The 23944-nt window shown below is 60.4% G+C and carries 27 protein-coding genes and 1 tRNA gene; 4 read left to right on the top strand and 24 right to left on the bottom strand.

Annotation, left to right across the window (positions count from 1 at the left end; translation table 11 throughout):
• Positions 1–120: 120 nt before the first annotated feature.
• Entirely contained in the window at positions 121–303 is a 183-nt protein-coding gene (locus tag ACORLH_RS11680; RefSeq protein WP_321828591.1) for a DUF3553 domain-containing protein, read from the bottom strand.
• A gap of 27 nt (positions 304–330) precedes the next feature.
• Here ACORLH_RS11680 and ACORLH_RS11685 point away from each other — a divergent pair, with 27 nt between their 5' ends.
• Positions 331–924 carry a histidine phosphotransferase family protein gene (locus tag ACORLH_RS11685; protein WP_321828592.1) on the top strand — a complete coding sequence of 198 codons (594 nt, stop codon included), beginning with the start codon at positions 331–333 and terminating at the stop codon, positions 922–924.
• Positions 925–927: 3 nt separating this feature from the next.
• Here ACORLH_RS11685 and ACORLH_RS11690 read toward each other — a convergent pair whose 3' ends face one another.
• The 7 genes from ACORLH_RS11690 to ACORLH_RS11720 form a co-directional block, all read right to left on the bottom strand.
• Positions 928–2190 carry a glutamate-5-semialdehyde dehydrogenase gene (locus ACORLH_RS11690; protein ID WP_321828593.1) on the bottom strand — a complete coding sequence of 421 codons (1263 nt, stop codon included), beginning with the start codon at positions 2188–2190 and terminating at the stop codon, positions 928–930.
• 59 nt (positions 2191–2249) lie between these two features.
• Positions 2250–3356, bottom strand: a complete 1107-nt coding sequence (proB, locus tag ACORLH_RS11695) for a glutamate 5-kinase (protein ID WP_321828594.1) — start codon at positions 3354–3356, stop codon at positions 2250–2252.
• Positions 3344–4393, bottom strand: a complete 1050-nt coding sequence (gene obgE, locus ACORLH_RS11700) for a GTPase ObgE (RefSeq protein ID WP_321828595.1) — start codon at positions 4391–4393, stop codon at positions 3344–3346. Before obgE ends, proB begins: the two co-directional genes overlap by 13 nt.
• Before the next feature lie 60 nt (positions 4394–4453).
• Positions 4454–5014, bottom strand: coding sequence for a GNAT family N-acetyltransferase (locus ACORLH_RS11705; RefSeq protein ID WP_321828596.1), 561 nt, complete (start codon positions 5012–5014; stop codon positions 4454–4456).
• Positions 5015–5281: 267 nt separating this feature from the next.
• Positions 5282–5551, bottom strand: a complete 270-nt coding sequence (gene rpmA / locus ACORLH_RS11710; protein ID WP_082626283.1) for a 50S ribosomal protein L27 — start codon at positions 5549–5551, stop codon at positions 5282–5284.
• Positions 5552–5573: 22 nt separating this feature from the next.
• The gene (locus ACORLH_RS11715) at positions 5574–6179 is read right to left on the bottom strand and encodes a 50S ribosomal protein L21 (RefSeq protein WP_321828597.1); all 606 of its coding nucleotides are present in this window, start codon (positions 6177–6179) and stop codon (positions 5574–5576) included.
• A 223-nt stretch (positions 6180–6402) separates the two neighbouring features.
• The gene (locus tag ACORLH_RS11720; protein ID WP_321828598.1) at positions 6403–7194 is read right to left on the bottom strand and encodes a DUF2059 domain-containing protein; all 792 of its coding nucleotides are present in this window, start codon (positions 7192–7194) and stop codon (positions 6403–6405) included.
• A 342-nt stretch (positions 7195–7536) separates the two neighbouring features.
• On the opposite strand from ACORLH_RS11720, the gene ACORLH_RS11725 reads away from it, so the two are divergent.
• A tRNA-Ser gene (locus ACORLH_RS11725) sits at positions 7537–7626 on the top strand.
• 145 nt (positions 7627–7771) lie between these two features.
• Here ACORLH_RS11725 and ACORLH_RS11730 read toward each other — a convergent pair.
• From ACORLH_RS11730 to ACORLH_RS11775, 10 genes are all read right to left on the bottom strand, one after another.
• Complete coding sequence (locus tag ACORLH_RS11730; RefSeq protein WP_321828599.1) at positions 7772–8710, bottom strand: 3-keto-5-aminohexanoate cleavage protein; 939 nt, start codon at positions 8708–8710, stop codon at positions 7772–7774.
• Positions 8710–9744 carry a branched-chain amino acid ABC transporter permease gene (locus ACORLH_RS11735; RefSeq protein ID WP_321828600.1) on the bottom strand — a complete coding sequence of 345 codons (1035 nt, stop codon included), beginning with the start codon at positions 9742–9744 and terminating at the stop codon, positions 8710–8712. Before ACORLH_RS11735 ends, ACORLH_RS11730 begins: the two co-directional genes overlap by 1 nt.
• On the bottom strand, positions 9741–10604 hold the full coding sequence (locus ACORLH_RS11740; protein WP_321828601.1) for a branched-chain amino acid ABC transporter permease: 864 nt from the start codon (positions 10602–10604) through the stop codon (positions 9741–9743). Before ACORLH_RS11740 ends, ACORLH_RS11735 begins: the two co-directional genes overlap by 4 nt.
• Positions 10605–11312, bottom strand: coding sequence for an ABC transporter ATP-binding protein (locus ACORLH_RS11745; protein WP_321828602.1), 708 nt, complete (start codon positions 11310–11312; stop codon positions 10605–10607).
• Entirely contained in the window at positions 11305–12033 is a 729-nt protein-coding gene (locus tag ACORLH_RS11750; protein WP_321828603.1) for an ABC transporter ATP-binding protein, read from the bottom strand. Before ACORLH_RS11750 ends, ACORLH_RS11745 begins: the two co-directional genes overlap by 8 nt.
• A gap of 47 nt (positions 12034–12080) precedes the next feature.
• A complete protein-coding gene (locus ACORLH_RS11755; RefSeq protein WP_321828604.1) occupies positions 12081–13361 on the bottom strand; it encodes an ABC transporter substrate-binding protein in 1281 nt (426 codons plus the stop codon).
• A gap of 44 nt (positions 13362–13405) precedes the next feature.
• Positions 13406–14338: a 3-hydroxyacyl-CoA dehydrogenase family protein gene (locus ACORLH_RS11760; RefSeq protein ID WP_321828605.1), complete on the bottom strand. Its 933-nt coding sequence runs from the start codon at positions 14336–14338 to the stop codon at positions 13406–13408.
• A 6-nt stretch (positions 14339–14344) separates the two neighbouring features.
• Positions 14345–15142: an SDR family NAD(P)-dependent oxidoreductase gene (locus ACORLH_RS11765; RefSeq protein WP_321828606.1), complete on the bottom strand. Its 798-nt coding sequence runs from the start codon at positions 15140–15142 to the stop codon at positions 14345–14347.
• A gap of 2 nt (positions 15143–15144) precedes the next feature.
• Positions 15145–15489, bottom strand: a complete 345-nt coding sequence (locus ACORLH_RS11770; protein WP_321828607.1) for a cupin domain-containing protein — start codon at positions 15487–15489, stop codon at positions 15145–15147.
• Positions 15490–15556: 67 nt separating this feature from the next.
• The gene (locus ACORLH_RS11775; protein ID WP_321828608.1) at positions 15557–16393 is read right to left on the bottom strand and encodes a cyclase family protein; all 837 of its coding nucleotides are present in this window, start codon (positions 16391–16393) and stop codon (positions 15557–15559) included.
• Positions 16394–16608: 215 nt separating this feature from the next.
• On the opposite strand from ACORLH_RS11775, the gene ACORLH_RS11780 reads away from it, so the two are divergent.
• A complete protein-coding gene (locus ACORLH_RS11780) occupies positions 16609–17364 on the top strand; it encodes an IclR family transcriptional regulator (protein ID WP_321828609.1) in 756 nt (251 codons plus the stop codon).
• A gap of 40 nt (positions 17365–17404) precedes the next feature.
• Here ACORLH_RS11780 and ACORLH_RS11785 read toward each other — a convergent pair whose 3' ends face one another.
• Positions 17405–18322, bottom strand: a complete 918-nt coding sequence (locus ACORLH_RS11785) for an ornithine cyclodeaminase family protein (protein WP_321828610.1) — start codon at positions 18320–18322, stop codon at positions 17405–17407.
• Positions 18323–18332: 10 nt separating this feature from the next.
• Positions 18333–19481 carry a DSD1 family PLP-dependent enzyme gene (locus ACORLH_RS11790; protein ID WP_321828611.1) on the bottom strand — a complete coding sequence of 383 codons (1149 nt, stop codon included), beginning with the start codon at positions 19479–19481 and terminating at the stop codon, positions 18333–18335.
• Positions 19482–19574: 93 nt separating this feature from the next.
• On the opposite strand from ACORLH_RS11790, the gene ACORLH_RS11795 reads away from it, so the two are divergent.
• Positions 19575–20480, top strand: coding sequence for a LysR substrate-binding domain-containing protein (locus ACORLH_RS11795; RefSeq protein WP_321828612.1), 906 nt, complete (start codon positions 19575–19577; stop codon positions 20478–20480).
• 16 nt (positions 20481–20496) lie between these two features.
• On the opposite strand, the gene ACORLH_RS11800 is transcribed toward ACORLH_RS11795, so the two are convergent.
• The 4 genes from ACORLH_RS11800 to ACORLH_RS11815 are packed head-to-tail and all read right to left on the bottom strand — an operon-like array spanning position 20497 to position 23943.
• Positions 20497–21387 (bottom strand): DMT family transporter, encoded by an 891-nt coding sequence (locus ACORLH_RS11800; protein ID WP_321828613.1) that lies wholly within the window; start codon positions 21385–21387, stop codon positions 20497–20499.
• Between the two features lie 11 nt (positions 21388–21398).
• Positions 21399–22229, bottom strand: coding sequence for an ABC transporter permease (locus ACORLH_RS11805; protein WP_321828614.1), 831 nt, complete (start codon positions 22227–22229; stop codon positions 21399–21401).
• Positions 22226–23176: an ABC transporter permease gene (locus ACORLH_RS11810; protein ID WP_321828615.1), complete on the bottom strand. Its 951-nt coding sequence runs from the start codon at positions 23174–23176 to the stop codon at positions 22226–22228. Before ACORLH_RS11810 ends, ACORLH_RS11805 begins: the two co-directional genes overlap by 4 nt.
• Positions 23173–23943, bottom strand: coding sequence for a dipeptide/oligopeptide/nickel ABC transporter ATP-binding protein (locus ACORLH_RS11815; protein ID WP_321828616.1), 771 nt, complete (start codon positions 23941–23943; stop codon positions 23173–23175). Before ACORLH_RS11815 ends, ACORLH_RS11810 begins: the two co-directional genes overlap by 4 nt.
• Position 23944: the final 1 nt, after the last annotated feature.

The raw sequence follows: 23944 nt of genomic DNA on the forward strand, positions 1-23944 counted from the left end.
CGCCCTGACTGTCCGCCGCTGTTGTAGGCAAGCCCCCGCAGCTTGGCAACGCCTCCGCTACAAACTTGTTTGCAAGAAAGGCGTTTCACTCTATGCTTGTTTACCAATTGCTAACGAACTTCATTCATCAAAGACCGGCATCAAATCGATTCTGCTGCCATCGATCACAACTTTGCCTGCTTCGGGGAAATTGACGGTCACTTTGCCGCCGATATTGGATTGGACCTGACCAATGCCCCATTCAGGCTGCGACGGATGGCGCACGCGCATGCCGGGTTCAAGAAAAGACGTCATATTTGTCATCGAAAGATCCTATCGGGGGAGTTTTTCATGGATCTTAACGAAGAGATTTCACAACTCATAGGGTCAAGGATCTGTCATGATCTGGTCAGCCCCATTGGCGCCATTGGCAACGGGCTGGAGCTGATGCAAATGACCACGCCCAAAACCGCGCCAGAGCTGGAACTGGTGCAGGAAAGCCTGAACAGTGTGAACGCCCGGATCCGGTTTTTCCGGCTGGCCTTTGGCAAGGCCAGTGCGGCGCAGATCATCGGCACGATTGAGGTCAGCGGCCTGTTGGGCGATCTGGGGCGCGGCGGGCGCATCACCTATCATTGGCTGGGCCCTGACAGCGCGCCGCGCACCGAGGTGCAAGCGGTCTGCCTGGCGCTGATGTGTCTGGAAACCACCCTGCCGCTTGGCGGTGCCATCTCCATCACCCAGGACTGTGGCCGCTGGATACTGACCGCCAAGGGACGGCGCATCAGCTGGGATGGCCGCACCTGGGATTCACTGGTGCTGGGCACCAAAGACGGGTTGAGCCCGAAGGACGTGCAATTTGCTCTGTTGCCCAAGGCGCTGACCAAGATGCAGCGCACCCCGGTTGTCAGCGCCTCGCAGGACTGCGCCAGCCTGACGTTCTAACGTTTACGGCCGGGTGGTGCCGTCGCCAACCACAAGATATTTGAAACTGGTCAGCTGCGCGGCGCCAACAGGGCCGCGGGCGTGCATCTTGCCGGTGGCGATGCCGATCTCGGCCCCCATGCCAAATTCACCGCCATCGGCAAACTGGGTGGAGGCATTGCGCATCAGGATCGCACTGTCGAGGCGTTCAAAGAACCGATCAGCGACGGCGTCATCTTCGGTCAGCACACAATCGGTGTGGCTGGAGGAATAGGCACGGATATGGGCGATGGCCCCGTCAACATCCTCAACCACTTTGGCTGCGATGATACTGTCGAGGAACTCTTTGCCCCAATCCGCATCGGTTGCGGCCAGTGTGCCGTCCAACTGCAGGCCAGCGCCGGCGTGCACCTCAACCCCGGCCTCCACCAACGCGCGGATCAGATCGGCGCCCAGGCCTTCGGCAATATCGCGGTGGATCAGCAGACATTCAGCAGCGCCACAGATGCCGGTACGGCGGGTTTTGGCGTTCAGCACCACATCCAGCGCCTTTTGCGGATCTGCAGCCTTATCGACGTAGATGTGCACGATCCCTTCCAGATGTGCAAAGACCGGCACACGGGCTTCGCGCTGGACAAGTCCCACCAGCCCTTTGCCACCACGGGGCACGATCACATCCACATGGTCGGTCATGGTCAGCAGTTCCTGCACCGCCGCACGGTCACGGGTGGGCACCAGCTGAATGGCAGCTTCGGGCAGGCCTGCGGCCTTCAGGCCCTCGACCAGACAGGAATGGATCATGCCCGAGGAATGGAAACTTTCCGAGCCACCGCGCAGGATCACCGCATTGCCCGATTTCAGACAGAGCGCGCCGGCATCCGCGGTCACATTGGGGCGGCTTTCGTAGATCACCCCGATCACCCCCAACGGAGTGCGCACACGGCGGATGTTCAGACCCGAGGGACGATCCCATTCAGCCAACACCTCACCCACGGGATCATCCTGACCGGCAACATTGCGCAGGCCATCAACGATCCCTTGAATACGGGCCTCATCCAGCATCAGACGGTCCATCATCGCGTCTGACAGACCCTTGCCCTGGCCAAATTCCAGATCCTTGGCGTTGGCGGCGATGATCTCGGCCCGGTTGGCCCAGACAGCATCGGCCGCCGCCTCCAGCGCCTGCTGGCGCTGCGCGGCTGGTGCGAAACCCAGCTCTGCTGCGGCGGCCTTGGCGCGTTGGCCAAGCTCTTGCATCATTGCGGGGATGTTTTCGCTGTCTTTCATGAGATCATTCCGTTTTTGCAAAACAGGGTTTCAGGGGTCTTATGCTAGCGCGCCCGTCCTCAGAGCGCCATATCATCACGGTGGATCAGCGCCGCCCGGCCCGGATAGCCCAGGAGCGCCTCAATATCTTCGGAGCGGTGGCCTTTGATCTTGCCCGCCTCAGCCGCATCATAGCGGGCCAGCCCCTGCCCCAGCTTGTGGCCTTTGCTGTCCAGGATCGCCACCGGATCGCCACGCCCAAAGGCGCCTGAGACCAGGGAAACGCCAGCCGGCAGCAGGCTTTTGCCGGTGGCCAGCGCCCGTGCGGCGCCGTCATCCACCATGATGTCACCCTTGGGCTTCATCGAGGCGATCCAGCGTTTGCGGGCCTGTTGCGGATCGCCGAGGGCGGTGAACCAGGTGGCATTTGCCCCCGCTTCCAGCGCCTGCAGCGGCCGGATGACCGAACCTTCGGTAATCGCCATGGCGCAGCCCGCTTTGGTCGCGGTTTTTGCCGCCATCAGCTTGGTGATCATGCCGCCCTTGGACAGGCCGGAGACGCCATCGCCCGCCATCGCCTCAATCTCAGGCGTGATGGTGTCAATGACGTCATAGCGGTGGGCCGAAGGATCGACCTGCGGGTTGGCAGAATAGAACCCATCGACATCAGACAGCAGGATCAGCTGATCCGCGCCCACGGTCACGGCAACCTGCGCGGCCAGGCGGTCATTGTCCCCGTAGCGGATTTCATCGGTGGCGACGGTATCGTTTTCATTCACGATCGGCACCACGCCCAGGCTGACCAGCTGTTCCAAAGTGGCGCGGCTGTTGAGGTAGCGGCGGCGGTCGGCGCTGTCTTCCAGCGTCACCAGCACCTGTGCGGTGGTGATGCCGAAGGGGGCCAACACTTCCTCATAGGCGCGGGCCAGACGGATCTGCCCCACAGCCGCGGCGGCCTGGGATTGTTCCAGCGCCAGATCGCGGGCCGGCAGGCCCAGCACACCACGCCCCAGAGCAATGGAGCCAGAGGAGACAAGGACCACATCCTTGCCCTGCCCTTTCAGCCAGGCCACATCTTCGGCCAGTCCCTGCACCCAATCAGCGCGCAGCTGGCCCGTCTTGCGATCAACGAGAAGCGCTGATCCAATCTTGATGACCAGCCGCTTCGCCTCTTTTAGGGATGCCACTGCTCTTCCTCACCCTCTTGGGCTAGTTTTTCCTGTTTGATCCGCAGCCGGTTGTCATCGATCTGCGCCCGCAGTGCCCGCAGAACATCCTCGGTGCCTTCGTGTGAGACACCGGACATCATCATCACGGGCCCACCAACAACCGCCTCCAGCTCCTCTTTGAGGAAGGCGCGTTCTTCGTCATCCAGCGTGTCGATTTTATTCAACACGGTGATACGGGGTTTGTCGGCCAGACCTTCGCCATAGGCTTCGATCTCACCAATGATGGTTTTGTAGTCTTCCAGCAATGTGCCAGAAGAGCCATCCACCAGATGCAGCAGCGCCGCACAGCGTTCCACGTGGCCCAGGAACAGATCACCCAGACCGCGGCCCTCGGAGGCGCCTTCGATCAGGCCGGGAATATCGGCGACCACAAATTCAGCGCCATCCACACCCACAACGCCAAGGTTCGGGTGCAATGTGGTGAACGGGTAATCCGCCACTTTCGGCCGGGCGTTTGATGTGGCCGACAGGAAGGTGGATTTGCCCGCGTTGGGCAGGCCCAGCAGGCCCACATCTGCGATCAGTTTCAGCCGCAGCCACAGGGTTCGTTCCACCCCTTCCAGACCGGGGTTAGACCGCCGCGGCGCCTGGTTGGTGGAGGATTTGAAGTGCAGGTTGCCCCAGCCGCCGTTGCCGCCTTTGGCCAGCAGGAAACGCTGGCCCAGTTCGGTCATGTCGGCAATCACGGTTTCCTGATCCTCATCCAGGATTTCGGTGCCCACCGGCACCTTCAGGATGATATCACCGCCATCCGCGCCGGTGCGCTGGTTGCCCATGCCGGGGCGGCCATTGTCGGCGAAGAAGTGTTGCTGATAACGAAAATCGATCAGCGTGTTCAAACCGTCCACGGTTTCAGCCCAGACGGAACCGCCTGTACCACCATCGCCACCATCGGGGCCGCCATATTCGATGTACTTCTCACGGCGGAAGCTGACACAGCCGTTGCCGCCGGAACCCGAACGAATATAGACCTTTGCGAGATCAAGAAATTTCATGTCTGTCTCCTATCGCAAAGGTCGCGGGATGCACAACACGCTTTGCGCATCCCCCTTTGCTTACGCCTGTTTTTGATCGCCGGCGTTTAGTTTTTTCAGGTAGGTCCAGGTGGCCATATTGGCCCCGCGCGCAACCGAGAAGGTTTCCGCGTCCCCCAGATATTCAAAACCGCAGTTGGTCAGCACCCGGGCTGAGGCCGGATTGTCCTGAAACACCTCAGCAAAGATGGTCTCGGCCTCTTGCGGGTTTTCTTCCAGGATTGCAGCCACGGCCGCCGAAGCGATGCCATTGTTCCAATGCGGCGGCGCCACCCAGAAGCTGATCTGGCTCTGATTGCGGTCCATCCGCTCCAGCCCGATAAGGCCCATGACCTCACAGCCGCCCACAAGGGTGCCGTCAATCGCCCACAGATCTTCGCTGCGCTCATCATCAATGGCGCGGTCGACAAAGGCATCGATGGCCCCCGGCGGCAGCGGATGTGGGATCGTACGGGTGTTGCGCGCAACCCGCAGGTCGGCGCTGTTCAGTTCAATCAGACCTTTGTCAGACTTACGCAGCGGGCGCAAAACAAACCGGTCCGTTTCAATTGCCGCCTGCAGCGGCTGGGTGTCGAGCATCATACTTAATACTCCTCCAAACAAACTTGCGTCAGGCTGGGCTGGTCCGGTCTCCTCAAACCTTTGTCCCAATTCGCGAAAAGGGCAAACAGACCCCCTGACGTGTCAAACAGATGGCAACCCGGATCACGCAAAACAAGCAAGGGCGCCAAAACTCTTTAGAGCAAACAACCGATCGGCAAGACCTGCGCCAAAATCTTCGCGGCGCAAAACGAGAAAGGGGACCGGCTGTTGCCGATCCCCCGTTTTCTTAAAGCGAAACCGATCGGCTTACTCTGCAGCCTCCGCCACTGGCAGGACAGAAACGAAGGTGCGTTTCTTAAGGCCTTTGTGGAAAGTGACTTTACCTTCGACGGTAGCAAAGATGGTGTGGTCTTTGCCCATGCCGACGCCTTCACCCGGCCACATCTTGGTACCGCGCTGACGCACGATGATGTTGCCCGGAATGGCGGCCTGGCCACCGTAGAGTTTTACGCCAAGGCGGCGACCAGCTGAGTCGCGACCGTTACGGGATGAACCGCCAGCTTTTTTATGTGCCATGAGGTGTCTCCTTGAGCTCTACTTATTTCGCCAGTTCGGCAGCTTGTGCAACCCACTCGGGTTTCACTTTGACGTCAACGGCGTCGACATCAACAGCAGCCAGCTGTGCGAAAGTGGTGATGCCGGCTTCGGCCAGCTTCTTGGCGGCTGCGGGACCTACACCGGTGATCTGGGTCAGATCGTCGGCGGCGGCTTCTGCGGCTGCCGGTGCAGCGGGTGCAGCAGCTTTTTTGGCGGCCGGCTTGGCGGCGGCGGCGGGTGCAGCAGCAACCGAACCGGAACCAATGGCAGCTTTCACGCCCGACTTACCTGCGCCCGAGGCCAGGATGTCGGTGATTTTGATCAGGGTCAGTTTCTGACGGTGACCTTTGGTGCGCTTGGAGCTGTGCTTACGACGACGCTTCACGAAGTGGATCAGCTTTTCGCCTTTGATCTGGTCAACAACTTCAGCCTGAACAGCCGCGTCGTCTACCAGCGGTGCGCCAACAACCATGTTGTCGCCGCCCAGCATCAGGATCTCGTTGAACTGGATGGTTTCACCTGCGTCGGCAGCCAATTTTTCCACGCGGAGGATATCGCCCGCTTGAACTTTGTACTGCTTGCCGCCGGTTTTCAGAACCGCAAACATTTGCATTTCCTTCAGATTTCCGCGTTCTATGGTCCCCGTTGCCGGGCGTTTCTGGCCAGATGCCACCGCGAACTGCGCGCCCTTTTCGGGCTGTATCACAACAAAACAGGGCAGAGTTCCCCCTGCCCTAGGATCGCGCTTATTGTCGGATCTTGGGGATAAGTCAACACTTATTCGCGCCCCAGCTCAGTTTCAGCCCTTTTTTCTTAGGCCCAAACCGGGTTCAGAGGGACTCGCCCTCCATCTGACGCGCCAGCGCCAGCCCCAAAGACATCGACACCGTGCCATACATCCGGTCAAACCCGGCAAAGAGCGCCCGGTTCAACGCCTGGCCTTCGGGCGTGCGCGACAGCGCCACATAGGCCTGCACCTCTTCGGTGCTCAGCGGCTCATAGGCCAGCATCAGGAAGGAATAAACCCATTCATGGGTGTCCATCCGCGTTGTCGGCTCCTGCGCCCAGACATCGGACAGCACATCCTCTTCGCTCATTTCAATGGCGCCCCCTTGGATGAGGCCGCGCATGAACATGATATTGGCGTTGAGCGCCCCCACCACATTCATTTCCACCAATTCGTTTTCGACGATGAACGCCTCAATCGCTGCCAGATGCGCCTCATAGGGTTCCTGCACGCCACGGAACTGGTCACGGGCGGCTTCTTCGGTGCCTTCTTCCATGAAGGCCCGGCGTGCCGCCAGTTCCAGCTCAATGATCCGCTGTCCGCTTTCGCTCTGGAAAAAGCTCAGCAGCGGCGCGATCTCGGCATTGCCAAAGCTTTCCTCAAAAGCCGCCCGCATAATCTCTTCCAGACTGTCCGGATCATGCAGCCGCCGCACCACCGCCTGCCAGCCAGGCCCAGTGCCGCCGGGCAGCATCTCCTCGGCCAGATCATCGCCGTAGGCTTCGCCCTCTTCCTGCAGGATTGTGAACATTTCGGGCATGTTGAGCGCCTCAAACAGCGCGTCTATCTCAGCCGCACGCGGGCCTGCCGCCGCCGGGATTCCCAGCAAGACCATCGCTGACAGGGCCATCAGAGCAGAGGCACAGGATCGCGAAATTGAAGTAAACACTTGGTGCAAAACATGTCCTTCCTGCAGCGCGCAACGTCACGAGGATCCCGCCTAACCTAGCCGAGACACCCCATAGGCCTCAAGCGCCGCCTTGAGCCACTCTATATAACGTCGTGTTGCCCGGTTCATTTGAGTCCGGTCCAGCCCGTTCCAAAAACGCTCCCCGTCCTTGCAAGCTCGCCACCGGGAGGTTTGCACAAAAAGTTTCACAAAAGTCGAAAATCCCTCTTGCCCCCCCCCGCAATTCTCCTTAAACCGCCCCACACCAAGACCACGGTCTCAGTGAACGGAGAGGTGCCGGAGTGGTCGAACGGGGCGGTCTCGAAAACCGTTGTGGGTGCAAGCCCACCCAGGGTTCGAATCCCTGTCTCTCCGCCATAAAAAGCCCGCCTGAATGGCGGGCTTTTTTGGTTTCAAGGTTTGCTGGTATTTCCGCGTCGATAGGACCTTTTCTAGAGCCATCACAGGTCATCTGCCCATCCAGCAGGCAACCGAATGAGCAGAAGTTCAGTCCTTAATGTGCCTAGAAATTCACCCGATCGGCCCCTTTCAGCGCCAGGATCTCGCGCGCTTCATCTGGGGTGGCTACGTCGCAGCCCAGATCTTCGACGATGCGGCGGATCTTTTGCACCTGTGCTGCGTTGCTTTCGGCCAGTTTGCCGCGGGAAATGAACAGGCTGTCCTCCAGTCCGACCCGCAGGTGGCCGCCCATCTGGCTGGCACTGGTCGCCAGACCCATCTGCGCGCCCCCTGCACCCAGCACCGACCAGCGGTAATCATCACCAAACAGGCGATCCGCGGTGCGTTTCATGAAGACCAGATTGTCAATCTCAGGGCCTATGCCGCCCAGGATGCCAAAGATAAACTGGATGAAGATCGGCGCCTTGAACAGCCCGATGTCCATACAGAATTTCAGGTTATAGAGATGGCCCACATCGTAGCACTCATGTTCAAACTTGATGTCATGCGGCGCCAGGGTTTCCGCCGCTTCCTGAATGTCGCGGAAGGTGTTGCGGAAGATGTTCTGATCCGAATTGGCGACATAGTCCTTTTCCCAATCAAACTTCCAATCGTCGTCGCCGTAACGCTTTGCCAGCGGATGGAAGGAGAAGTTCATCGACCCCATGTTCATCGAACACATCTCAGGGCTGAAGGTTTTGGCGGGCGTAATACGGTCCTGAATTGACAGGGTCAGCGAGCCCCCGGTCGACAGGTTCACCACCGCATCGGTGGCCTGTTTGATGCGCGGCAGAAACGGCGCGAAATCCTTGGGATCCACCGAGGGCGCCCCGGTTTCAGGATTACGGGCGTGCAGGTGCAGGATGGATGCACCAGCCTCGGCCGCATCAACGGCCTGCTGGGCAATGTCATCATAGCTGTAGGGCAGCGCATCCGACATGGTTGGCGTGTGAATGGCCCCGGTGACCGCGCAGGTTATGATGGTTTTCTTTTGACGTGCCATTAGTCGTTTTGTCCTTTGTGTTCAGCGCGTTTCACCACGCGATATCCTAGGGGGAAGAGCTGCAGATCGAACCGCGTCCGGATCAGACCCCAGACGCCTTTCGGGGCTTTCAGCATCATGACAATCGCCACGGCGCCCAGCACGATCAGATAGGTGGTGCCAAGATCGGCCAGCGTTTCGCGCAGCGCAAAGAACAGCAGCGTGCCGATGATCGGGCCTTCGATGGTGCCGATGCCGCCGATCACCACGATGAAGATCACAAAGGCGGTCCAGTCATTCACGCTGAAGGCCGCATCGGGCGAGATCCTAAGCTTTTGCAGGAAAATCAGCGCGCCGATCATCGCCGTCATGGCCGAGGTCACCACATAGACGGTGAATTTGGTGCGCCAGATGTCGATGCCCAGACTGCCCGCGGCCAGTTCATTGTCACGGATCGCGGTCAGGGCCAGCCCTTTGCGCGAGCGCAGGAACAGGTAGATCGTTGCGATCACCAGAACCGCCGCCCCAAGCGCCAGCCAGTAGCTCAGCGCCTCGCGCATGGCCCGTTTGGAGGCCAGCGATTTGACGATGGCAACCGGCAGCGAGGATCCCGATCCACCGCCAAGCGCTGAAACCTGTGCAAAGCCCAGGCGGAACACCTCCGCAATGACCCAGGTGCCGATGGCGAAATAGGCGCCGCGCAGGCGGAAGATCAAAACCGCCACTGGGACAGAAACCAGCGCCCCCAGCACACCCGCCAGCGCAATCGCGGCCAGGGGATGCAGCCCGGCAAACATCGTCAGCGCGAAGAGCATATAGCCGCCAAAGCCAACGAAGGCCTGCTGGCCCACCGAAACCAAACCGGCGTAGCCTGCCATCAGGTTCCAGAGTGAGGCCAGCGAGAGATAGAGAAACAGCTCCCCCATCAAGCGCAGGTCAGCGCGGCCGGCCCACCATGGGGCGGCGATCAGCAGCGCCAGACCAACAAGGGCGCAAAGCGCCGCAATCCGGGCAGCGGGTGAGGAACGGGTGACGGAATAGTCCTGCAGGCTCATGCGGAAATCCTCGGGAACAGGCCGTTGGGGCGGATGGCAAGAATAAGAAGGAAGGCAAGGTGACCTGACAGGATCTGCCAGCCGGGATCGATCTTGGCGCCGACGGTCTGGGCCACGCCCAGAATGACGCCGCCCGCCAAAGTGCCCCAGAGGTTGCCAAGGCCGCCGATGATCACGGCCTCAAAGCCAAAGATCAGCCGCCCACCGCCGATGGCGGGATCAAAACTGGTGCGGATGCCCAAAAGGATCCCCGCAATCGCCGTGACCCCCAGCGCCAATGCCATGGCAAGCCCAAAGACGTGACGGCGGTTCAGCCCCATCAGCTGCGCAATGTCCTGATTGTCAGACACCGCCCGGAACGCGCGCCCCATGGCGGTGCGGTAAAACATCCATTGCAGCCCCCAGATGACCGCGATGGCCAACCCAAAGGTAAAAAGCGGCAGCACCCCAAGGGACAGGCCGCCCAGTTGCACACTGGCCGTTTCCAAAGCGCCCGCGCTGATCTTCTGCGGGTCGGCGGAATAGACCTCCAGCAGGGTGTTTTGCAGGATCACCGACAGGCCGAAGGTCACCAAGAGCGGCGGCAGCAGATCATCGCCAAGGGTTTGGTTCAGCAGTCCACGCTGCAGCACATAGCCAATCGCCGCCATTGTCGGCACCACCAGCAAGAGCGCCAGCAGCGGATGCAGACCCGTGGCCGCGGTGACCGTCAGCCCCAGATAGGCACCCAGCACAATCAGATCGCCATGAGCGATATTGACCAGCCGCATCACCCCGAAAATCAACGACAGCCCCGCTGCAAACAGGGCGTAAAGCCCCCCCAGCAGCGTGCCCTGCACAATTGCATTCACCCAATCCATTTATTTGATCCCGAAATAGGCGCGCGAAATCTCATCGCGCGAAACAGTGTCAGAGGCGCCTTCCAGTGAAATGCGTCCCTCTTGCAGACAGTAGAGGCGGCTGGAGACAGACAGCGCTTTGGCGATGTCCTGCTCCACGATGACTGCGCTCATGCCCTCGCCAATGATGCCCGGCAGGGCGTCATAGATGTCTTTGATGATGATCGGCGCCAGGCCCAGACTGATTTCGTCAAACAGGATCAGATCGGGATTGGCCATCAAAGCCCGCCCAATCGCCACCATCTGTTGCTGCCCCCCCGAAAGGGAGGTTGAGGGCTGGTCCTTACGCTCATTCAGGATGGGGAACAGGCGATAGACGGCTGCCAGATCCCACGGACCCTTGCGCCCCACCTGCGCGCCGATCATCAGGTTTTCCTTGACCGAAAGGGAAGGAAACAGCTGCCGCCCCTCGGGCACCATGGCAAGGCCTAGGCTGGCCACCTGATCGGCCCGCAAGGTGCTGATATCCTGACCGTTATAGCTGATCTGCCCCGGCGCGTTTCGGATCAACCCGGTGAGGGAGCGCATCAAAGTGGTCTTGCCCGCCCCGTTGGAGCCGATGATCGCCAGTACCTCACCCTGATGGATTTCCAGATCCAGACCGTAGAGGGCCTGAAAGTCCCCGTAGTGGGCCGCAAGGTTATGGGTTTTCAGGATGGGTTCAGGCATCAGCTTCGATCCCCAGATAGATTTCCTTAACCTCGGAGCTGTTCATGATGGCTTGGGGCTCGCCCTCGGCGATCTTCTTGCCGAAATCGATGACGATCAGCCGTTCGACCACCGCCATCAGGGCGTGGACCACATGTTCGATCCAGATGATCGTGACGCCTGAGGCGTGAATATCCTTGATGGTCTGCACCAGCGACTGACACTCATTCTCGGTCAGCCCGCCGGCGATCTCATCCAGCAACAACAGCTTGGGTTTTGCACAAAGCGCGCGGGTCAGTTCCAGCCGTTTGCGATCCAGCAGCGTAAGCCCGCCAGCCTCGATATTGGCTTTGCCCAACAGCTCGGTTTGGTCCAGAACCTCCAGACAATGGCGCGCCGCCTGACGCCCATTCAGGCCTGCCGCCTGCGTTGCGGCCACCATGGCATTTTCATAGACCGTCAGCCCGGAAAACGGCTGCGGCACCTGAAAGCTGCGCGCAATCCCGGCGTGGGAGCGCCGCGCGGCAGACCAGCCTGTGACATCACGTTGGTTAAACTCAATCGTGCCTGAATTTGCCGCCATCGTGCCGGTGATCAGGTTAAACAATGAGGTCTTGCCAGCCCCATTGGGGCCAATGATCCCAACCGCCTCATTCTCTTTCACTTCAAAACTCTGCTGATCGGCAACCTTCACCGCCCCGAAGGCTTTGTTCAGGCGATCCAGCTTTAACAATGTGGTCATGGCACTCTCTTTCCCGGGGCGGCGCCATTGCTGGCGCCGCTGTATGTTCAGGACAGCAGTTTCAGGTCTGCGGTTTGTTCGATCCCCTGGATGCCGTAGCTTGCCACCACTTCCAGATTGAACGTGTCACCGGTTTTCTGCCACTGGCCGGCCGCCAATGGGGTTTTGGTCACGTTGTTCATCGGACCATCCGACCAGTCGACCTTGCCGACAATCGTCGACATCTGCGTGGCCGCAATGGCCGCAACAATCGCTTCGGGATCTTCCAGATCCTCAGCCCGGCGAATGACGTCCGCGGCCACTTCAAACAGCGCGTGCTTGAAGCCAATCGGCTGGGTCCAGGGACGGCCGGTTTCGGCGGTGTAGCCCTCAGCAAGCTGGCGTGCGGAGGCCCCGTTTAGGGAAGAGGAGAACGGATGGTTCGGAGTCCACCAGACCTCAGACGTCAACCCGTCACCACGATCGCCGAGGCTTTCGATGAAGGAGGGGAACAACAGCGCCTTGCCGATGGTGACCACCTTGGGGCGGAACCCCTGCTGCGCGGCCTGCGCCCAGAAGGTGGCAAAATCCGGCGGGATCATATTGCCGGTGACAATCTCACAGCCGGCCTCTTTGAAGGCAGAGATGTAATTGCTGAAATCATCCGACAGCGGCTGATAGCGGCCGGGATCAATCAGATCATAGCCGGAAATCCCCAAAGGTTTCGGCAACCCCAGTTCCGGATGGCCCCAGGCGTTGCCATCGGCGTCATTGGGGAACAGCCCGCCCACAACCGAATTGGCCCCGGACGCATCCCACAGCTCAAGGAAGGAATAGATCACATCCTCCAGCCCCCAGAAGAAGTGGTAGGTTGACTGGAAGCCCTCACCCGGAACCCCGTTGCGCCCGAAAAAATAGGGCTGCCAGGGGCAATCTGTGGTGATGCAGGGCACCTCATTCACCTCAGCCTGATCGGCCACCGGGTTCACTGTATCCGGGGTCGAGGCGGCAACGATAATGTCTACCTCTTCGCCCAGGATCAGGTCTGCGGCCACCTCAGCGGCGCGGTTTGGATTGGATTGGCTATCTTTTGAAATGATCTCAACATTCCAGGACTTGCCGTTGTTTTCCAAACCGGCAGCAAAGGCCTGTTCGATGCCTTTCAGCACATAATCATCCGCTTCGGCAAAACCGGCCAGCGGCCCGGTGCGCGGGCTGACATGGCCGATGCGCAGGGTCGGTGTTGCGGCATAGGCACGGGTGCTTTTCAGCAGCGCAGGGGCGGCGAATGCGGCGGCGCCCGCTTGTAAAAACCGACGGCGCGGCAGGTGTTTCAGTGTCTTGGTCATATCGTCCTCCTTTTGCCAGCCTCCCCGCTGACAACGCTTAAACTTCAGTTGCTTTGCTCCAGAATTCCCTCGAGTTCCTTGAGATGATTGGCGACCGTCAGGCGCACGGCGTCGGCCTCTTCTGCGGTCCAGTGACGAAAGCCCTGGCCCGATTTCATGCCCAGCTGCCCGGCGTTAAACAGCTGTTCCAGATAGGGGGATGGGCCTTGGCGGGCCTCAATGTCATGCAGAACGTTCTGATGGATATCGAGCGTCAGGTCGGTGCCCACGAGGTCTGCATTTTCCAGCGGCCCCAACACGGCCAGACGCCGGCCGAAGCTAGATTTCACAACGGTATCGACCGCTGCAGCATCACAGATCCCGTTTTCCACCAGGCTGATCGCCTCGCGCCACAGTGCATGTTGCAAACGGTTGCCGATGAACCCGGGCACATCCTTGGCCACCATCACCGGTGTCTTGCCCGCCGCCGCCAGGAGGTCAAAGACCTCCTGCGCCAGATCGGCCCGTGTCCATTGGGTTTTGACCACCTCAACCAACGGGATCATATGCGGCGGGTTCCACCAATGGGTGCCCAAGGCCCGGTCCTTATGTTTGAGGCCGGACATGATTTCCGTGATCGGCATGACCGAGGTGTTGGAGGCCAAAATGCAGCCTTCTGGCGCGTGGGCCTCCACCTCAGCAAAAATGGCCTGTTTCAGCGCCATCTTTTCCGGCGCCGCTTCAAACACCAGATCTGCCGCACCAACCGCAGTTGCTGTGCTGTCCGCCACCGCGATCCGGGTCAGGGTTTCAGAAATCTCAGCCTCAGCGCAGCCCATCGCCGCCATGCTGGCGCGCACCCGTGCAGGCAAGGCATCGCGCGCCTCAGCCATGGGATCGGTGACCGTCACCAGATGCCCGGCCCGCGCCAGGGTCAGCGCAATGCCGTGGCCCATCAGGCCGGCGCCAATGACGGCGATATTCTTTGTCTTAGCCATCAACGCTCACCCCGCCGTATAACCGCCGTCGGCATAGAGGATATGCCCAGTGTAAAAATCAGATGCCTTGGAAGCGAGGAACAACAGCGGCCCCGCCAGATCCTCAGGCTCACCCAAGCGGCCCTTGGGCACGCGCGTCAGGAAACCGTTGCGCACCTTTGTGGCCTCTTCACTGTCTTCAAACATCCAGGCCGTCAGCGGGGATCTAAACACTGTGGGGGCAATGGCATTTACGGTGATCCCGGTCGGCCCCAATTCGCAGCCAAGCGATTTGGTGATGCCATCCACCGCCGCCTTTGAAGCGCAATAGGCGGTGTAGCCCGCCGGATGGCCCAGCAACCCGCGGGCTGAGGAGACCAGAACGATCTTGCCGCCCTGCCCCTGTGCCTTCATCTGACCTGCCGCAGCTCGGGCCAACAGCCAGCTTTGGGTGACATTTGCATCCATCACATCAGTGAAGGTTTCCGGCGCCATGTCGTTGATCAGCGCCACCTTGTTCATGCCCGAGGCCACCACCAGAATGTCCAGCTGACCAAAACAGGCGACCGCCTCATCAATCAGGGACTGGCAGGCCGCATCATCTGACGGCCGGGTGTTGAGCGCCAGAACCTCAGCCCCCATGCCCTGACATTCCTCAGCAATGTCCTGCAACGCATCCGCATTGCCCGCGGCCAGCACCAGTTTACAGCCGGCACCGGCCAGAATGCGCGCGGCCACCATGCCAAAGGCGCCAGAGGCCCCCGTGATCAGGGCCACCTGCCCTTTCACATCAAACATTGCGAGGGGGTTCGCCATTGCAGTCATGTTCAAGCCTCCGGCGGATAGGGAATGACGACCAGCATCTTTGCGGTCAGGTTTGATTTGTTAATCAGCGTGCGCACTTCGCCCGGGGCGATGGTGCAGCTGTCCAGTGGGGTCAGCACGGTCTCTTCTTCGTCCACGATGACGGTCATTTCGCCCTCCAGCAGGACGTAGACCTTTTCAAACGGTGTGCTGTCCGGCCCCGCACCGCCGCCCGGCAGGAACTGGCTGAACCCAACCCATTGATTGGTGGGGCCGCCGGGTTCAAACCCCTGCAGCCGCAACCCGAAACAGCCAAAGTGGTTTGGCGCCTCATAGGGGGTTGCGTCGGTAAAACGTTTTAGGTGCATGGCACGGACCTCAGGATTGGGGGATTTTGGCCCGCACCGTGATGCGGGCCACAGGGGTGATGGCGGATCAGAACGCCTCACCCGCCTCAATGCGGTAGCCCTGACCTTTGTCGATCATGGCCACCAGCCGGATGATGCAGCCGTCACCGCGATCCCAATTCCACGGGAAGAAAGCAAAGGTGCAGCGTTTGCCGGTGACCGCATCCAGATCGCCACCCACATTCTCAATCCCGAGAATGCCGTTTTTAAACAGAATGTTGTGGCACGGCTCCCACTCGGGGAAGTCATCCTTCCAATCGCGGCCGCCGGACCATTCCTTATATTCTTCTTCCAGATGCGGCAGCAGCGGGCCATTGCGCTGCGGGCCAATGGCGGTGGCCAGCGGGTGGTCATTGGCCTGGGTGTCATGACCCACGACCTTCACCCCTTTTTCCACCATCCATTCGGCGGCGGAGGGCACGAAACCGGGGCAATAGGCGAAGTAGTCGCCATCCTCATATTCCTTGTGCCAGCCGGTGTTGATGATCAGCACATCGCCGGGGCGGATCGCGTGACCGCAGGCTTTTTCCAAATCTTCACCGGTGATCGGCTCCCATTTCTTTTTGGGCAGCGACACCACGATGCCGGTGCCAAAGAAATGCGGCAGCGGCACCTCATCGATGAAGGGCGTGCCCGCAACCACATGGGCCGGCGCGTCGATATGGGTGGTGGCATGCATCGTGGTGGTGATGCGCTGGCTCAGCACGCCAGATTTGGCCATATAGTGGATACGTTCGATTTTCGTATCCTGAAAATAGGGCCAGTTCGGGTTCTGAAACCCAAAGCGATGGCTGAGGTTGTAAAACTCCAGCCCCATGTCGTTGTCAGTGTTCCCCTGGAACTCAATGCCGCGGATTTCGACCATCAGGCACATCTCCTCTGTTCGCCGGAATCCGGCGTTAGTCACGTCCAAAATGTCAGGGTGGCTCCTCCACCTGTCCCGCATGATGATGCATATGCACCACAATGCGGTCAACAGCAAAACTCACGATATGGGTTAAGCGTACCGTATTGCGAAACACTTTTTTCTGGTCTATGGTCAGGGGCACCACGGAAACACAACGAACGGGTTCCAATCAAATGACTGAAAAACAGCCTAAAAACGAAAAGGCAGGCATTCAGGTCATCACGCGGGCCGCTGCGATTCTGCGGGTTTTGAAGAACGCCCAATCCGGGATGAGCCTGGGACAGATCGCAGAACGGGTCGGTTTGCCCCGCTCTACGGTACAAAGAATCACAAGCGCGCTGGCAGAAGAAAAGTTCGTGATCAGCGATGTGAACGGTGGCGGCCTGCGATTGGGCCCGGAACTGGGCGCGCTTGCCGGCAATGAGCCCTACAATATCGTGGAGCACTGCCGCCTGCTGCTGACCGAGCTGACACAAAAAACCGGGGAAACCACCGATCTGGCGGTGATGCGCGGCATCGGTATGGTGTTTCTGGATCAGGTCCCCGGCACCCACCGGCTGACCACCGTTTCCAAGGTGGGGGAGGTTTTTCCGCTGACAACCACCGCCAATGGCAAAGCCTGCCTGGCGCATCTACCTGCCGAGGAAGCGATCAAACTGATCCGCAATGAATGGGACAGAAACGGCGTGCAGTCCGACCTGAACACCTTCCTTGCGGAACTGGCCCAGATCCGCAGTGACGGCCTGGCCTATGACCTTGATGAACACTCAGGCGGCGTTTCAGCGATCGGTTTCTGCTTCACCGACTGGGGCGGCGGGCTGCACGCGATTTCGGTGCCTGTGCCCTCCTCCCGGTTTGAGAGCCAGCGCCCGGTGATCGAGGCCGCCCTGCGCGAAACCGCCGCGCACATTCAGGATACCTTCGTCTAGGCGGCAGACCGAACGCCCGCCCGCCACCATGGGGGGCTGCCTAGCCGTCCGCGACAAGCGCCAGGATCGCCTGCGCTACATAAAGGTCCTGAACCGACAGGCCAGAGCTGTCAAAAACCGTGATCTGCTGCGCCGATGTGCGCCCCTCAGCGCGGCCCGACAAAACATCGCCGATCGCGGTCAGATCCGCGCCCTCTGTGGCATGTTGAAACTCGCCAATCACCCGGGACTGCGCCGGCAGATCACAAAACAGCCGCGCCCGTTCAAACAGCTCTGGCGGCAGTTCTTGTTTTCCGGTTGAGTCTGATCCCATGGAGGCCACATGGGTCCCCGGCTGCACCCAATCGGCCTGAAACAGGGGCGCCCGGGCGGGGGTGACGGTGACGATGATATCGGCCGCGCGGCAGGCTGCCTCGGCCTCCGCCAGCTCGGCGTTGATCCCCTCTGCCTGCAGGTCTGCGACAAACTTCTGGCCTTTACCCGTGTTGCGCGTCACCACCAGAACCTTTTGCAGATCGCGAACCCGTGCCAGCGCCCGCACCTCATATTCCGCCTGATGACCAGCGCCAAAAATCGCCAGTGTTTTGGCATCCTGCCGCGCCAGTTGCTGCGCAGCCACGGCATTTGCAGCGGCGGTGCGATAGGCGTTCAGCTTACCCGCCTCCACCGCCGCACCGATACGGCCGCAAGTCTGATCAAACAGCAGGATCAAGGAGTTATGCCGCGGCTCCCCGCGGGCCTCATTGCCCGGCCAGAAGGATCCAACCTTCAGCCCGGCCAGATCTGCTACGGCTGAGGATTTCACCGCATAGGTGTTTGACGGATCACTGCCATGGCCCAGAACCACCGGGAAAATCGCAGCACTTTCACTGGCGGCGATCAGGGCCTTTTTCACCGCGTCATAAGCCAGTTCATGTGAGGCCAACCGGGCCGAGACCTCTTCGGAAACATATTGCATTTCAGATCTCCTACCAGCCGCCAAACCGGGGCCAGGTCAAAAGCGGCGCACCGGGTGCGGACGGGATAACGTGATAAGCGCCATATTGCGCGGCGGTGGCACAGGCGTGGTTCGGCAGGATCCGCAACCGTGTGCCAAGCGGCAGATCAGGCACCTCACCCTCATAGCCCTCCCGGGCGGCAATGATGCCGTGTTCCTGATTGGCCTTGATCACGGTGAGCCCCGGGATCGGCTGCCCCGCCTCATCGCAGACCACACCGTAACCCTGATCCACCGCGTGCGCAGCGGTGCCGCGATCACGTGACATCGCCATCCAGCCGGCATCTGTGATCACCCAGCCTTTCTGCTGCTGATGCCCGATCACCGTTGTCAGGACGGAAAGGGCAATATCATCCTGCTGACAGGCCCCAATCCCGGCCTGCACCAGATCAAAGAACACATAGACCCCGGCGCGCACCTCGGTCACGCCGGTCAAATCCTCAATCGCATGGGCGGTGGGGGTGGAGCCGATGCTGACCACCGGACAGGGCAAGCCTGCCGCGCGCAGGGTTTCCGCCGCACCAACGGCGGCGGCGCGCTCCACCTCGGCCAGGGCGCGATGGACGTCGCGACCCGTCATCTCATAGCTTTCGCCGGCATGGGTCAGAACCCCGCGCAGCTCAGCCGCGCCTTCGTGCAGTATGCGACCGATCTCGACCAGCACCGGATCCCCCGGTGCCACACCGCTGCGATGGCCGTCACAGTCCAGTTCAATCAAGGCCGGGATCGCCTGCCCCAATCGGGCTGAAGCCTCGGCCACCGCCTGCGCTTGCGCCACGCTGTCCAGCAGGACAGACAGATCACAGCCCTTGTCGCGCAGAGCAGCCACCCGGCCCAGCTTGTCCGGGGTGATCCCGACGGCATAGATGATGTCCCTGACGCCCATTTCAGCAAACACCTCGGCCTCCGCCAGGGTGGAGACCGTCGCCGGCCCCGTCCCATCGGTCAAAACCCGACGCGCCACATCGGTGGATTTCGCCGTCTTCAAATGCGGCCGCAGCATCACGCCCTTTCCTCCAACATGCGCCGCCAGGCGGTCAATGTTGCGGGTCATTTTGGCCTCATCCAATAAAAGCGCCGGCGTTTGCACCTCTGCCAGCCGCTGGTCCTGCACTGTCATCGCGCAATTCTCCTCACTGTTTGGGGCCACTATCGCTCAGCGCGGCGAAACTGCACATTAACAATTATGAACTGCAACATTAACTTCAGCTTAATGATTGAGTCTCCAGATCTACGTTTCTTCGCCGTCTTGGCGCGCGCGCCGTCCCTGGCTGCGGCGGCCCGGATGCTGAATGTCAGCCCCCCCGCCGTGTCGCAACGCCTGTCCCTGCTGGAGCAGCGCCTGGGCCTGCGGTTGCTGGAACGTGGGCGCGGCCCACTTGTGCTGACCGCTGATGGTGAGGCTTTGTTGCGCCGGGCGGATGGGCTGTTGCAGGATCTGGCGCTGTTGCATGAGGATCTACAGGCGCAGCGGCAAGACATCAGCGGCCCGCTGCGGGTGATTGCGCCTTTCGGGTTTGGCCGACTGCATATTGCCCCGGCCATCGCCCGGCTGATCGCAGATCATCCCGGGATCACCCCGGATCTGCTGCTGTCCGACGATCCGTTTGGCGCCTCGCGGCAGGACAACTGGGATCTGATCATCCACATCGGTCAATTGCCAAACTCTTCTCTGACAAGCAAAAAACTGGCCCCGAACCGGCGTTTCCTGCTGGCCTCACCAGACTATCTGGACCGCAGCGGCAGGCCACAAACGCCGGAGGATCTGAAACACCACGCCTGCGGCGTGATCCGCGAAGATCAGGCTGATATGACGATGTGGGGGTTTCTGGGGCCAGACGGTCAGCGCCACACCACCCGCATCAACCCTGCTTTTTCCAGCAATGACGGGGAGGTCATCAAATCCTGGGCCCTTGCCGGGCTGGGCATTGTTCAACGGTCTGAATGGAACGTGGCGACAGAGTTGCAAGACGGGCGGTTACAGCAGGTGTTGCCCCCCTACAAAATGCCCGACGCTGATATCATTGCCCTGCTCAACCCGCGCACGCTCAGAACCGCACGGGTGCAGCGCGCGCTGGACGCGCTGACCGCATATTTGACGCCGCCCCCTTGGGGGTGAGGCCGCTTAACATTCGTCAGCTGGCTTTCGCCCCTTGTGGCAGCTGATCTTTGAACGTCACAAGCCACATCGCCGCCAGGATCAACGCCGTCGCGCCCACAAAAGCCAGCCCCGGCACCACGTTGAACAGCGTGTAATCCGCGATCACCGCAAAGATTAGCGACAGGTATTCAAACGGCGCCAGTTTGGAAACCTCGGACTTCTGCAAGGCCAGCGTCATCATGATATGGGCGATCCCCCCCGTCAGCCCCGATCCGATCAGCAGCAGCCATTGCATGGGATTTGGCTGCACCCAGCCCAGCCCGGCGGTCAGCAAGCCCGCCAGCGCACAGGTCAGGGCAAAGTAGAAGGCAATCGCGCCCGCGTTTTCCGTCAAAGCGAGCGAGCGGATCTGGATCTTGGCCCCGGCGGTGAAGACCGCCATCACCAGCGCCAGCGCCAGGCCGATCATATAGGATTGATCCACCGTTGCGCCGGTTGCTTTCGGCAGCACCAGAACCAGCATCCCCAGGAAGCTGAGCACGACCGCAAACCATCTGATCGGGCTGACATTTTCGCCCAGGATAAACCGCGCCAGCACCACGGCCAGCATCGGCGCCAGATAGCCAAGGATTGAGGCATGGGCCAGCGGCAGGTATTTCAGCGACGCAAAAGAGGCAAACATCGCCGCACAGCCCATCAGGCACCGCATCACATGGCCCATCGGCCGCTTGCTGCGAAGCCCGCTGGGGAAATCCTTGGTCCACATCAGGAACAGAACCAGCGGCACCAAAGCCACGGCGCTGCGGAAAAACACCACCTGCCCGACAGGCACAGCCTCGGCCAGAAACTTAATCAGAATGACCATCAGGGTGAAGAAAAACGTCGCGCCAATGCGCAGGAAAATACCAGTGGTGTCCAAGGTCAATCCAATCTTAATCAAAATTCATCAGCCAGCCGATCCCGCAAACGGTCACCGGTCAGGTTGATGATGAGGACTGCGATCAAAACCGCAAGCCCGGGAAAAATCATAATGTGCGGTGCGGTGTGCAGATAGGCCTTACCATCCAGCAACATCGCCCCCCATTCGGCATTGGGCGGCTGCACGCCAAATCCCAGAAAACTCAGCCCTGAAATCGCCAGAATGGTGCGTGACCAGCTGTTGGTCCACAACACAAACACCCCCGGCAGCACATTGGGCAGGATATGGCGCCACAGAACCAGATGCGCCGGCAGCCCGTTCAGCCGCGCCTGCAACACATAGTCCTGCTGCACCACAGCGACCGCAAGGCTGCGCACAAGGCGGGCGAATTTCATCCAGCTGACCACGATCAGCGCCAGCACCAAATTCATCGTGCTGGGCCCGAAAAGCCCGGCGATGGTGACGGCGGCAATCAGCTCGGGGAAGGCAAAGAAACTGTCGGTGACCCGCATCAGCAGCATATCGGCCCACCGCCCCCGTTGCGCGGCAATCAGCCCCACAATTGTGCCGATAACAGCCCCAATGCTGACCACGCAGAGCGACAGGCCCAGGGACCAGAAGCTGCCGTAAAGCACCCGGGTGGCAATGTCGCGGCCCAGATGGTCGGTGCCGAACCAATGCTGCGGGCTTGGCGGTGCAAGCCGGTTCAGAAAATCCGCTTTGGTGGGATCATAGGGGGTGCTCAGGAACGCAGCGATGACGACCAGAACCACCGCCATCAGCGCCCATAGCGTCGCTGATGGTTTTGCGGGGAGGCGCATTTTGGTGCCTGTCAGGATCATACTCATGCCTCAGCCCTTTCTGCTGCGCGCTGTCGGGGGTCCATCACGATCTGCAGCAGATCGATCAGCGTGTTGATCAGCACGTAGGTCAGCGCAAAAAACATCACCAGGAAAACGACTACCGGCAGATCCCGCGCCAGTACCGAACCGGCCAACAGCGATCCCAGACCGGAACGGGCAAAGATGATCTCAACCACAACCGCGCCTTCTATCAGCCCCGCCAGATCCAGCCCGATCATCGTCAGCGCTGGCGGCATTGCGTGGCGCAATACGTGGGAAAAGAAGATCTCGCGCTCCGAGACACCGCGCAGGCGCAGCGTCTCCACAAAGGGTTGCGCGTAGGCCTCCAGAAGGAAACTGCGCAGCAGCCGGGTTTGGGAGGACATCACCCAGAACGCCAGCGTCACCGCGGGCAGCACCAGATTTGCCACGGTGCCTGTTCCATAGGCTGGCAACCAGCCAAGGTGGGCGGCAAACAGCATGATCAACAGGATCGACAGCCAGAAACTGGGAATGGCCGCCCCGACTGAGGCCAAAAGGATGGCAAACCTGTCCAAGAGGGAGCCCTGTTTCCAAACCGCAAGCCCCGCCAATAGAAAGGCGGCGGTTAACCCCAGCGTCAGGGCTGTGAAGGCCAGCGTAATGGTTTCAGCCAGATTACCGGTAAAGACATCCCAGACCTTTGACTGCGAACTGTAGGACCGGCCGAAATCCCCGGTCACGAAATCCGCCAGCCAATGCAGGTATTGCGACAGGAAGGGCCGGTCCAGATGAAACTCGGCCCGGATCCCGTCCAGCACCGCGCTGTCAAAGCCCATTTCACCGGGATAGCGCGCCTGTGCAATCGACAGGGCTTTGTCGCCGGGGGCAAAATAGGTCACCGCAAAGGTGATGAAACTGGTGCCGAAAAGAACGGCCAACAGCCCGCCCAACCGCGTCAGAAATGCGTTCATCGCGCAGCCTCCATCTGATCCAGCGCCCCAAGGGTCTGGGCTGCATTCACCAGCTGATTTGCGTAAGGAGTTGCCGGATTGGCAAAGAAATCTTCCCTGCGCTGCAGGGTGTTCATCCGCCCGTTTTGCAACAGCAGCACGTGATCGGCATAGGCCGCGGCAAAGCCAAGGTCATGGGTGACAACGATATAGGTGATGGTCTTTTCACGGCGTAGCTGATCCATCCTCAGCGCGATCTTCTTTTGCACCAATGCATCCAAGGCGCTGAGCGGCTCATCAAAGATGATCAGTGCCGGCTCCGCGATCAGCGCCCGCGCCAGACAGGCGCGTTGGGCTTGCCCCAGAGACACCTCTTTCGGCAGGCGGTCGTAGAAATCAGCGGAGAGGTCTACGGCCTCCAAAGCGGCCAATGCGGCCTTGCGCTGATCGGCTGCGGGCAGGTGTTGTTCATAGAGGCTTTCGCAGATTGATTGCCCCAGACGGCGCTTGGGGTTCAGCGCCGCCAGCGGATCCTGCATCACCCAGCGGCAGGCAGGCAGCCCCTGCACAGCTGCATCGTCCTGACGATGGGACCTGCCCTTTGGCCAATGCTGGAACGTGTCAAAGCTGCAGGGCATCATCCCCATCAACCCCTTGAGGAGGGTGGATTTCCCCGCACCGCTTTCGCCGACGATACACAGCATTTCGCCGGTCTCGACAGAAAAGGAGACATCCCGCAGCAGGGTCTTGCCTGCCACGGACACGGAAAGGTTTGAGACGTCCAACATG

This window comes from Thalassovita sp. (genome assembly GCF_963691685.1).
In the GTDB taxonomy this organism is placed as follows: Bacteria; Pseudomonadota; Alphaproteobacteria; order Rhodobacterales; family Rhodobacteraceae; genus Thalassobius.

Excerpts from the sequence above, each read along its gene's own strand:
- ACORLH_RS11680 (WP_321828591.1), bottom strand. The coding sequence starts at position 303 with ATGACAAATATGACGTCTTTTCTTGAACCCGGCATGCGCGTGCGCCAT.
- ACORLH_RS11685 (WP_321828592.1), top strand. The coding sequence starts at position 331 with ATGGATCTTAACGAAGAGATTTCACAACTCATAGGGTCAAGGATCTGT.
- ACORLH_RS11690 (WP_321828593.1), bottom strand. The coding sequence starts at position 2,190 with ATGAAAGACAGCGAAAACATCCCCGCAATGATGCAAGAGCTTGGCCAA.
- obgE (WP_321828595.1), bottom strand. The coding sequence starts at position 4,393 with ATGAAATTTCTTGATCTCGCAAAGGTCTATATTCGTTCGGGTTCCGGC.
- ACORLH_RS11705 (WP_321828596.1), bottom strand. The coding sequence starts at position 5,014 with ATGATGCTCGACACCCAGCCGCTGCAGGCGGCAATTGAAACGGACCGG.
- rpmA (WP_082626283.1), bottom strand. The coding sequence starts at position 5,551 with ATGGCACATAAAAAAGCTGGCGGTTCATCCCGTAACGGTCGCGACTCA.
- ACORLH_RS11715 (WP_321828597.1), bottom strand. The coding sequence starts at position 6,179 with ATGTTTGCGGTTCTGAAAACCGGCGGCAAGCAGTACAAAGTTCAAGCG.
- ACORLH_RS11720 (WP_321828598.1), bottom strand. The coding sequence starts at position 7,194 with ATGGTCTTGCTGGGAATCCCGGCGGCGGCAGGCCCGCGTGCGGCTGAG.
- ACORLH_RS11730 (WP_321828599.1), bottom strand. The coding sequence starts at position 8,710 with ATGGCACGTCAAAAGAAAACCATCATAACCTGCGCGGTCACCGGGGCC.
- ACORLH_RS11735 (WP_321828600.1), bottom strand. The coding sequence starts at position 9,744 with ATGAGCCTGCAGGACTATTCCGTCACCCGTTCCTCACCCGCTGCCCGG.
- ACORLH_RS11740 (WP_321828601.1), bottom strand. The coding sequence starts at position 10,604 with ATGGATTGGGTGAATGCAATTGTGCAGGGCACGCTGCTGGGGGGGCTT.
- ACORLH_RS11745 (WP_321828602.1), bottom strand. The coding sequence starts at position 11,312 with ATGCCTGAACCCATCCTGAAAACCCATAACCTTGCGGCCCACTACGGG.
- ACORLH_RS11750 (WP_321828603.1), bottom strand. The coding sequence starts at position 12,033 with ATGACCACATTGTTAAAGCTGGATCGCCTGAACAAAGCCTTCGGGGCG.
- ACORLH_RS11755 (WP_321828604.1), bottom strand. The coding sequence starts at position 13,361 with ATGACCAAGACACTGAAACACCTGCCGCGCCGTCGGTTTTTACAAGCG.
- ACORLH_RS11760 (WP_321828605.1), bottom strand. The coding sequence starts at position 14,338 with ATGGCTAAGACAAAGAATATCGCCGTCATTGGCGCCGGCCTGATGGGC.
- ACORLH_RS11765 (WP_321828606.1), bottom strand. The coding sequence starts at position 15,142 with ATGACTGCAATGGCGAACCCCCTCGCAATGTTTGATGTGAAAGGGCAG.
- ACORLH_RS11770 (WP_321828607.1), bottom strand. The coding sequence starts at position 15,489 with ATGCACCTAAAACGTTTTACCGACGCAACCCCCTATGAGGCGCCAAAC.
- ACORLH_RS11775 (WP_321828608.1), bottom strand. The coding sequence starts at position 16,393 with ATGGTCGAAATCCGCGGCATTGAGTTCCAGGGGAACACTGACAACGAC.
- ACORLH_RS11780 (WP_321828609.1), top strand. The coding sequence starts at position 16,609 with ATGACTGAAAAACAGCCTAAAAACGAAAAGGCAGGCATTCAGGTCATC.
- ACORLH_RS11785 (WP_321828610.1), bottom strand. The coding sequence starts at position 18,322 with ATGCAATATGTTTCCGAAGAGGTCTCGGCCCGGTTGGCCTCACATGAA.
- ACORLH_RS11790 (WP_321828611.1), bottom strand. The coding sequence starts at position 19,481 with ATGACAGTGCAGGACCAGCGGCTGGCAGAGGTGCAAACGCCGGCGCTT.
- ACORLH_RS11795 (WP_321828612.1), top strand. The coding sequence starts at position 19,575 with ATGATTGAGTCTCCAGATCTACGTTTCTTCGCCGTCTTGGCGCGCGCG.
- ACORLH_RS11805 (WP_321828614.1), bottom strand. The coding sequence starts at position 22,229 with ATGAGTATGATCCTGACAGGCACCAAAATGCGCCTCCCCGCAAAACCA.
- ACORLH_RS11810 (WP_321828615.1), bottom strand. The coding sequence starts at position 23,176 with ATGAACGCATTTCTGACGCGGTTGGGCGGGCTGTTGGCCGTTCTTTTC.
- ACORLH_RS11815 (WP_321828616.1), bottom strand. The coding sequence starts at position 23,943 with ATGTTGGACGTCTCAAACCTTTCCGTGTCCGTGGCAGGCAAGACCCTG.